This is a genomic window from Aphanothece stagnina RSMan2012 (genome assembly GCF_046764815.1).
In the GTDB taxonomy this organism is placed as follows: domain Bacteria; phylum Cyanobacteriota; class Cyanobacteriia; order PCC-6307; family Cyanobiaceae; genus NIES-981.
On sequence record NZ_JBKOUC010000016.1, the window covers coordinates 66,800 to 75,574 of the forward strand.

The window sequence follows — 8,775 nt, forward strand, 5'->3', positions numbered from 1 at the left end:
GCCGAACCGGCGCCTGTCCCTGCCCAGTTGTAGTTTCGCAGGATCGCCCGAAGCCCCTCCCGGTCGCGCCATGCCCGAGTCGCTCGCCTACAACCTCAACTTCCTCCATCCCCTGATGATGTGGAGCCTGCTGGCCGTCTCCGGCTACGGCATGTTCCTGGGGATCAAGGCGAAGAAGACCCGCACCGCCGACGCCGAGACCCGCAAGCAGCTGATCAAGGGCAACTACGCCCGCCGTCACTTCCAGGTGGGCAGCATCCTGCTGGCCCTGCTGGTCTTCGGCACCTTCGGCGGCATGGCCGTCACCTACCTGAACAACGGCAAGTTGTTCGTGGGGCCCCACCTCCTCGTGGGCATCTCCATGACCTGCTTGATCGTGCTGGCGGCTTCGCTCACGCCGCTGATGCAGCAGGGCAATCTGATCGCCCGCAAGGCCCACGTCGGGCTCAACATGCTGATGGTCACCCTGTTTCTCTGGCAGGCCGTGAGCGGCATGCAGATCCTCAACAAGATCTGGGAGAACCGCCCCGCCTGAGTCCCTGCCGATGGGCCCCTTCAGAACTGGGCCCCTTCAGAACTGGGGCCCGTCAGAACTGGGGTCCGTCAGAACTGGGCCCGCCGCCGCGGCGGACAGTCGAGGCCATGGCTGGCGTGGAAGTCTTCCTGCACCTTCCAGGTGAGGCGACGGGAGATCTGGCGGACGATCTGGCGCAGCAGATGCTCGCCGCTGCTCTGCACCAGATTCTCAGGCAGCAGGGTGATCACGCCGGGCAAGCGGATCCACACGCTCAGGTCCAGTTCCCAGCGCACCAGGGTCAGCTCCTCGTCCTGGGCGGCGGCCGGGTCCAGGCGCAGGGAGGCCTGGAAGTCGACGTCATAGAGCCCCTCAAGACCCGAATCGGTGCCGGTTGCTCCGTTGGGCACCGTGACGATGCGGTAGATGCCCTGGCTCTGGGGGAGCAGCTCCAGGCCGATGGTGGGCTCCACCTCGAAACCGAAATTGCCGAAGCGACCGAGCGTGAGGCAGTACCCGTTGGCCCCCAGCGGTGTCACGGTCATCGGGCTGGCGCAGCGCCGGAACCAGCCCTCGTGGCTGTCGAGGTAACGGCCCACCGGTTCTGCCGCGGCCCGCATCTCCATCAGGTCGGCAAAGCTGCTGCGGTAGCACCGCACCCTCGGGTCGTCGGCGTGCCTCAGAGCCATGCCGGTGCTCGTGCCGGTACGCGTCGGTTCGGATCGAGCCGTCGACAGGGGGGTGGACGACAACAGCGGCGAACGCGACAACGGTGGGATGGGGACGGCGGGGAAACAACGGCTGGGGGGCCGTTGGGATGGAGCGGGGATCAGGGGGGTGGGGGTCCGATCCTGTCGTTGCCGTCCTCCCGGCCGGGCTGGCTGAAGCCTTACGTCAATGTAAAGCCCCGCTCCGGGGTGATTGGCAGTCCCTGCGACAACCCTGGCTCGAAGCCGTCGTCGTCGCGGCGGGGGCTCAGGCTTCGCTGAGCTGGATCAGCCGTTCGATCACGGCCTCCACGATCCGGTCGGGGGTCGAGGCGCCGGAGGTGATGCCAACCCGGATGGGACCCGCCGGCAGGAAGGGCTCCTCCACCTGCAGGTCGCCCCCGAGTGGCTTGTGCTCGATCCGGTTGCCGGGCCCGATCCGCTCGGGCGTGTCGACGTGGAAGGAGCGGATGTCCCGGCTGACGGCGATCTCCTGCAGGTGGGTGGTGTTGGAGGAGTTGTAGCCGCCGATGACGACCATCAGATCAAGGGGTTCATCCACCAGGGAGAACATGGCGTCCTGCCGCTCCTGGGTGGCGTCGCAGATCGTGTTGAAGGCCAGAAAGTGCTCCGTGAGGTCGGCCGGGCCGTAGCGCTGCAGCATGGTGCGCTCGACGAGGCGACCGATCTCCTCGGTCTCGCTCTTCAGCATGGTGGTCTGGTTGGCCACGCCCACCCGGATCAGATCGCGGTCAGGATCGAACCCTGGTGAGCAGGCCTTGGCGAAGCGGGCCATGAAGGCCTCGCGGGCCGCCTTTCGGGTGGCGGCATCGACATCGCGGGCTCCCAGAAGTACGTAATCGCAGACCTGCTGGGCTTCGGCCAGATCCAGCACCACCAGGTAGGTGCCCGCAAACGAACTGGTGGCCAGGGTCTCCTCGTGCAAGACCTTGCCGTGGATGATCGAGGTGAAGGCGTGCTTCTTGTGCTTCTCCACGGTGTTCCACACCTTGGAGACCCAGGGACAGGTGGTGTCGACGATGTGGCAGCCCCGTTCGTTCAGCAGCTGCATTTCCTGCACCGTGGCGCCGAAGGCGGGCAGGATCACCACGTCGCCACAGGCCACCTCGGAGAAGTCCTTCACCCCGCCGTCGACCTGGATGAACTGCACGTTCATCTCGCGCAGGTGGTCGTTGACGGAGGGGTTGTGGATGATCTCGTTGGTGATCCAGATCCGCTCGCTGGGGTAGTGGCGGCGGGTTTCGTAGGCCATGGCCACGGCCCGCTCCACGCCCCAGCAGAAGCCGAAGGCCTCGGCGAGCCGCACCGTGAGGCGTCCGCGCTGCAGTTCGTAGCCGTTGCTCCGCAACTTGGCGACCAGATCGCTCTGGTAGGCCTGCTCCAGGCTGCCGGCGACTTCCTCGCCCAGGCCGAACCCTCGGCGGTTGTAGCGATCCGAGTGGTGCAGGGAGCGCTTGAAGGCACGGGTATCCACGGCAGCGTTCCTGGCGGCAGGTGATGGCCTGAACTCTATGGGTGCCGGTGGGGCCGCGGCCGCGATCCCGGCTTGCGAGCGGCTGCTGCTGCTGCTGCCTTGCAACCTTCCTGTTGTTCAGACCTGTCGTCCAGAGGGTGTCGGTGCCTGGGTGGTCTGGAGCGGATCGGGCTGGCTGGCCAGGCTGGCTGGCTCGAGTGGCTGGATCGAGACGAGGAGCGTGCTTGGGAGCATCGGCGAACGGCCCGTTGCTGGTGCGGCGTTCCGCAGAGGCTTCAGGCAGCCAGTCCCGGGCCGTGAACAGTCAGCGATGCCTGTGGATGATGACGCCCCCCGTGCATCGATCGCGCGCGATCTTCAGCGCAATGCAGCGAATTCGGCATCGTCGTGTGGCGCTCTTGGTGTTGTGTCCCTGAGACTGTGCTGGGCACCTGAAGAAGCGACCATCGATTCTGTGGCATGGGGATGCTGTGGCCATTGGCGCCCTGAGGCCCTCGACAAGCGCTGCTGACCGCTGATGAGGATGTCAAGCTCCTCCGGCATTTCCGCCTCCATGCCCGTTCACCCAGGCTTTCCGATCCGGCTGCCGTCGTGGAGCGTGGAGCGGTGTTGCTCGCTGTGGCTCAGCGCCGGTTGTGTCGAGATCGGGCCGGCGAGGCTGCAGGGGTGAATGAGCCCACGATCGGCTGCACCACGGTGTGGGCGTTCGCCTTCGCGAGCCAAGGCTGAAGGGAGAACTTGATCGCCGTGAGGCCCAGCAGGCCAGCCATGACCGCGATGGCGGCCCTGGCGCGGCGGCTCAGACGATGCTGGCCGTGGCGCGTTCGCCATGGAACAGTCCCGCCTGTCGGGCACATCACGATCGGCCGCCCCATGTTCAGATCACATCCACTGTCCGAACGCCGCCAGCGGCACACATCGCCAGGGTCGGGTATTGCTGCGACGGGCTACCTGAAATGCGGTAGCCATGGCCGTGGGCCGCTGGTGGCGACAGGTCTTGAGCCCATGCATCCAGTGGTCTCGATCCAGGCGGCGATGGCCATTCGTGTGGAGTGATGTCTGATGGGGCTTCGTGATTGTCTGGCAATGCCATGAATTCCTAGGCTGGATCAGCCTTGCCGGGGCCAGGTGTGGCCGGACGGCAGCTTCCCTGCAATCAAGAGATGGATCCAGTGGCCCAGGGCGGCAAGTTTCGATGATCAGGCCCGCAGCGCAACTCTGTTCAGTTCCCGGTAGGTGAGTTCATTCATGTCCATCACTGCGGCCAATCGTTTTCTATGCGGATCTCCTCTTGCGAATCCAAGGATTGCCAGGTTTGTGGCGATTGTCCTGGCGCTTCTCCTTGAGGCCTCCGTGATTGTTCTGGTCAAGTTCAATCTGATGAGTCTGGAGGCCTCGGCCCTTGGGGTTTTCATTCGCGGCTTGCTTATGTCCACCGCATTGTCGAGCCTTCTCCTGCTGGCTCTGTGGTTTCTGGATCGACGCGAGAGGGAGTCGATCTGGCTGTATGCCGTGATGTTCCTCTGGGGGGCGTTGATTGCCACGGCTGTTGCTTCGCCACTGGATGCCTTGCTCTCCTCCAAGGCTGCGCATCTGCAACTGCTTCACGCGGGTGTTCTGAAGAAGTTATCGGAGAACTCAGGGCAGATTTTTCCCTTGCTGTTTTTGGCCCCCGCCATTCAGGAGCTGATCAAGGGGATTGGGGTGTTCGTGGCTTTCGTCATGCTGAAGTCAGAGTTTGATGGTGTGCGTGATGGGTTTGTCTACGGAGCGTTGGTTGGTATTGGCTTCAACCTGGTCGATTCTTCCTTCTACCTTGCCAACGCTTATGCCCAGACGGGCGTGGCGTCGTGGTGGCAGTATTTCGTCACCCATCACGCCCTGCTTGGCTTTGGGGGGCAGGCGCTTTATACCGGCTTGTTTGGAATGGGATTGGGCCTGGCCCGTCAGACAACACGCCCCTGGCTCAGAGTTGTGGCGCCTGTGACAGGCTGGTTCGCAGGATTGCTGGCCAACATCCTCGGCACGCTGATGGGCTGGTTGACGATCTTTCTGGCCGTTTCGATGGCAGCTCAAGGGCTGGTTCCCCCCTTCAGCCCTGGAGATCCTCTTGTCTCCAGTTCCTCCTTTTGGGCACTGCTGATTTCCGGGAGTTATCTGAGTTTCTTCTGGTCGTTCCCCTTTGTCGCCTTGGCCGGTCTGATGCTCTGGCAAAGCGGCGAGTGGGAACGCGGCGTGATTCGTGGAGAGTTGGCTGATGAGCTTGATCCGGTGATCACGCCAGCGGAATATCAGGCTGTTCTGGCGGATCGGATGTTGCGCACGCGACGGATCCCAGCTGTGAGCAGGTCGTTGTCCGCGGGCATCGTCAATGCCCAGAACGAGCTCGCCCTTCGGAAATGGCGGCTTCGTCACGATGGCAAGCCGCTTGAGGGGGACCCCCTGCTCGTCTCCTGGCGTGAGGAGTTGGCACGCCTGCGGGGGAGGGCATGAACGAGTACGCCTGCTGCTCTGAGTGCTTCTGGACGTTGAACGTGGAGATCTCCGGCCTCTGCCTGAAGGCCATTCGCAGCTGCTGAAGCCAAGCGACAGGACTGGCTCAGATGGGGGGTCACGCCGTCACGACGTGAACCCTCATCTGAGTGGTGCTCTGGGAACTGTCTTGCAATCAGCGGGCAGTCTGGCGATCAGCGGGCAGTCGGTGCGAAGTCCGGATAGGCTTCCATCCCGTGCTCACCAATGTCGAGACCTTCGATCTCTTCGGAATCGGTGACCCGGATTCCGTCGAAGATCACGGCAAGAATGTTCCAGAGAATGATGCCGGTGAGGATGGCCTCCACCGCGATCGCCAGCACGCCGACAACTTGAATACCCAGCTGTCGGAGGCCATGGCCGTAGAAGAGCCCATGGTTCCTGGCAAAAAGGCCGACGGCCAGCGTGCCCCAGATGCCGTTGGTGCCATGCACCGACCAGGCACCGACGGGATCGTCAATCCTGAGCTTGTCGATCCAGCCGACCGAGAAGACCACCAGGGTTCCCCCGATGAACCCCACGATCCATGAGGCACCCAGGGGAATGTCGTTACACCCTGCGGTGATCGACACCAGGCCGGCCAGAATGCCGTTGATGATCATCGAGAGGTCGGGCTTGCCGCCGGTGATCTGCGAAAACATGGCGGCGGCGATGCCACCGGCAGCTGCCGAGAGTGTGGTGGTGACGCAGATGTAGGGAACGTTCTGGTTCATGGCGAGCTCGGATCCACCATTGAAGCCGTACCAGCAGATCCAGAGAATCAGGGCCCCGAGTGTGGCGATGGAGAGATTGTGTCCGGGGATGGCAACGGCACGACCATCGACGAACTTGCCGATGCGGGGTCCGAGAATGATCGCGCCCACCAGTCCACCCCAGGCTCCCATGCTGTGCACCGCGGTGCTGCCGGCGAAATCCAGGAAGCCGATCTGTTTGAGCCACCCGCCAGAATTCCAGATCCAGGCGGAACCCAGTGGGTAGATGATTCCGCGCTTGATGGCTGAAAAGATAACAAACGGCATAAACTTGATCCGTTCGGCCACCATTCCCGACACGATGGTGGCCGAGGTGCCGGCAAATGCGGCCTGGAATAGGAAGTCAACCGTCGGTACAAGGGCGCCATCCTTGATCATTTCAGCGGTCACGGTTGGGTCGAAGAAGAGCCCCTTCAGAAACACCCAGCCGGGCACGACAGCGTCCCCATACATCAGCGAATAGCCGATCAGCCAGTAGGAGGAGACAGCTACTCCGAAGACAATCAGATTCTTGGTGAGGATGTTGACGGCGTTCTTCGAGCGGCAGAGGCCGGTCTCCACCATGGCAAAGCCGGCGTTCATGAAGATCACCAGAATCGCCCCGATCAGCACCCACATGTTGTTGGCCACGAAGGCGGGGGTGAGCTCGGGAAGATCAGCCGCGTGGGCTGCCAGGGTGAAGACACCAAGGCCGAACAGCGCCACGGGAACGCAGGCCAGCCAGCTCAGCTGGCTGGCCCTGATCCATCTCCTGAAACGGTCCGTGAGCAGGGCTGCTGTTTCGAGCAGGCTGGCGTCTCTGAGGCGGCGCCGACTCCGGTGGGTGATGGCACCTGATGCCGCTGATGCAAGGGTCATGGAGTGCTCCAGGAGATGGGTTCGTTGCTGTAACGGATTGGGTTCGGAAAGTGGCTCTCCAGTACAACGAACCATCAACCTCTCTCTGGCCGGGGGCCGAGCCGGTTGCGTTTGCTACAGAAGTGGCGATTCCTGCCCGGGTTGCTCTGGCCGGCCGGCCTTCGGCTCGACGGCCGCCAATCCCAGCCAGCTGATGCCATCCGCCTCGAACTGGTAGCGACAGGGGAGAACTTCCACGCCCATCGCCAGGGCCTGCCGGAACAGCTCGCCGTAGTGCGGATCGGCGGAATCACCCGGCGCGAAGCGCCGGACGTCGGCTCGGCTCAGGCAGGGCACGAGAACGGGCCGTGCCTGCGGGAGCAGTCCCATCAGTTCCCGCAGGTGCTTCTGCCCCCTTTCGGTCACCGTGTCGGGGAAGAGCGCCAGATCGCCTTGGCTCCAGGTGGTGTTCTTCACCTCCACATAGATGGGCCGTGGATCCGGGGCGCCCGCGGCGGGGCTGAGCAGCAGGTCGATGCGGCTGCGCCGCCCCTCGCCGTAGGGCACCTCGGCCCGGATGGCGCCGATCGGACCGAGCTGGGGTTCGAGGCAGCCCGCCTCGATCGTGGCCCGCACCAACCGGTTGGGCAGCGCGGTGTTGATGCCCACCCAGATCGGCGCGCCCTGGGCCCCCGGCACCTCGGCCTGCTCCCAGGTCCAGGCCAGCTTGCGGCTGGGGGAGGGGGCATGGCGCAGCCGTACCCGCCCGCCGGGATGGAGCACCCCGGTCATCGGACCGGTGTTGGGACAGTGGGCCGTCACCACCTCGCCTCCGTCGAGGGCGACATCGGCCAGAAACCGCTTGTAGCGCCTCAGCAGCACGCCCTCCACGAGGGGGCCGAGCTCCAGAATCGGTTGGGCCATCGGGCTCGCCTCGGTGGGAGCTGGGGAGGTATGCCCGCCATACTGCCGCTCGAGCTCACGGGCCAGGGGGCCCGGCCGGATGCCCCAATCCCTGCGTCGCATCGCCCTGATCGTGGCCATCGCCACGGCGATCAGCAAGGTGGCCGGTCTCGTGCGCCAGCAGGTGATCGCCGCCGCCTTCGGGGTCGGCGCCGCCTACGACGCCTACAACTACGCCTATGTTCTCCCCGGCTTTCTGCTGATCCTGCTGGGGGGGATCAACGGCCCGTTCCACAGCGCGATGGTGAGCGTGCTGGCCCGGCGGCCGCGGGAGCAGGGGGCCCATGTGCTCGCGGCCATCAACACCCTGGTGGGGGTCGCCCTGCTGGGCGTGACCCTGCTGCTGCTGGTGGCGGCGGATCCCCTGATCACCCTGGTCGGGCCCGGGCTGGATGCCGAGCGCCATGCCATCGCCGTGGTGGAGCTGCGCTGGATGGCGCCGATGGCGCTGTTCGCCGGCCTGATCGGTCTCGGCTTCGGGGCCCTCAATGCGGCCGACGAGTTCTGGCTGCCCTCGGTGAGTCCGCTGCTCTCGAGCGTCGCGGTCATCGTCGGTCTGGGCATCCTGTGGTGGCAGCTGGGGGCCGCGATCGCCCTTCCCGAGTACGCGCTGATCGGCGGGGTGGTGCTGGCGGCCAGCACCACGGCGGGAGCCCTGCTGCAGTGGCTGATCCAGCTTCCGGCGCTCGCACGGCAGGGCCTGCACCGGTTCCGCCTGGTGTGGGACTGGAAGGACGACGGCGTGCAGGAGGTGCTCAAGGTGATGGGGCCCGCCACCCTCTCCTCGGGCATGCTCCAGATCAACGTGTTCGTGTCGCTGTTCTTCGCCTCGGGGATCCCGGCGGCGGCGGCGGGCCTGGGCTACGCCAACCTGCTGGTGCAGACCCCCCTGGGGCTGATCTCCAATGCCCTGCTGGTGCCGCTGCTGCCGGTGTACTCCAGGCTGACGGGGCCCGAGGACCGGCCTGAGCTGAT

The 8,775-nt window shown here is 64.7% G+C and carries 8 protein-coding genes; 3 read left to right on the plus strand and 5 right to left on the minus strand.

All coding sequences use genetic code 11. The annotated features are described in order from the left end of the window. Window positions 1-70: 70 nt before the first annotated feature. Window positions 71-535: a DUF4079 domain-containing protein gene (locus tag ACLNEE_RS11800; protein WP_411422100.1), complete on the plus strand. Its 465-nt coding sequence runs from the start codon at window positions 71-73 to the stop codon at window positions 533-535. A gap of 68 nt (window positions 536-603) precedes the next feature. Here ACLNEE_RS11800 and ACLNEE_RS11805 read toward each other — a convergent pair whose 3' ends face one another. The 3 genes from ACLNEE_RS11805 to ACLNEE_RS11815 form a co-directional block, all read right to left on the minus strand. Then, complete coding sequence (locus ACLNEE_RS11805) at window positions 604-1,203, minus strand: DUF1997 domain-containing protein (RefSeq protein WP_411422101.1); 600 nt, start codon at window positions 1,201-1,203, stop codon at window positions 604-606. A gap of 286 nt (window positions 1,204-1,489) precedes the next feature. Beyond that, window positions 1,490-2,716, minus strand: a complete 1,227-nt coding sequence (locus ACLNEE_RS11810; RefSeq protein WP_411422102.1) for a 4-hydroxy-3-methylbut-2-enyl diphosphate reductase — start codon at window positions 2,714-2,716, stop codon at window positions 1,490-1,492. A 623-nt stretch (window positions 2,717-3,339) separates the two neighbouring features. Further along, the gene (locus ACLNEE_RS11815) at window positions 3,340-3,486 is read right to left on the minus strand and encodes a hypothetical protein (RefSeq protein WP_412007159.1); all 147 of its coding nucleotides are present in this window, start codon (window positions 3,484-3,486) and stop codon (window positions 3,340-3,342) included. A gap of 478 nt (window positions 3,487-3,964) precedes the next feature. Between ACLNEE_RS11815 and ACLNEE_RS11820 the strand changes: the two genes are divergently transcribed. Continuing rightward, a complete protein-coding gene (locus ACLNEE_RS11820; RefSeq protein ID WP_411422103.1) occupies window positions 3,965-5,209 on the plus strand; it encodes a PrsW family intramembrane metalloprotease in 1,245 nt (414 codons plus the stop codon). A 194-nt stretch (window positions 5,210-5,403) separates the two neighbouring features. Here the strand turns inward: ACLNEE_RS11820 and ACLNEE_RS11825 are convergent, their stop codons facing one another. Then, a complete protein-coding gene (locus ACLNEE_RS11825) occupies window positions 5,404-6,705 on the minus strand; it encodes an ammonium transporter (RefSeq protein ID WP_412007160.1) in 1,302 nt (433 codons plus the stop codon). Window positions 6,706-6,972: 267 nt separating this feature from the next. Further along, complete coding sequence (sfsA, locus tag ACLNEE_RS11830) at window positions 6,973-7,761, minus strand: DNA/RNA nuclease SfsA (protein ID WP_411422105.1); 789 nt, start codon at window positions 7,759-7,761, stop codon at window positions 6,973-6,975. A gap of 79 nt (window positions 7,762-7,840) precedes the next feature. On the opposite strand from sfsA, the gene murJ reads away from it, so the two are divergent. Next, the coding region (gene murJ, locus ACLNEE_RS11835) for a murein biosynthesis integral membrane protein MurJ (RefSeq protein ID WP_412007161.1) at window positions 7,841-8,775 on the plus strand (935 nt) is incomplete at its 3' end.

Bases quoted from the DNA above. Each gene is read 5' to 3' on its own strand.
- ACLNEE_RS11800 (WP_411422100.1), top strand. From the start codon at position 71: ATGCCCGAGTCGCTCGCCTACAACCTCAACTTCCTCCATCCCCTGATG.
- ACLNEE_RS11805 (WP_411422101.1), bottom strand. From the start codon at position 1,203: ATGGCTCTGAGGCACGCCGACGACCCGAGGGTGCGGTGCTACCGCAGC.
- ACLNEE_RS11815 (WP_412007159.1), bottom strand. From the start codon at position 3,486: ATGGCTGGCCTGCTGGGCCTCACGGCGATCAAGTTCTCCCTTCAGCCT.
- ACLNEE_RS11820 (WP_411422103.1), top strand. From the start codon at position 3,965: ATGTCCATCACTGCGGCCAATCGTTTTCTATGCGGATCTCCTCTTGCG.
- sfsA (WP_411422105.1), bottom strand. From the start codon at position 7,761: ATGGCCCAACCGATTCTGGAGCTCGGCCCCCTCGTGGAGGGCGTGCTG.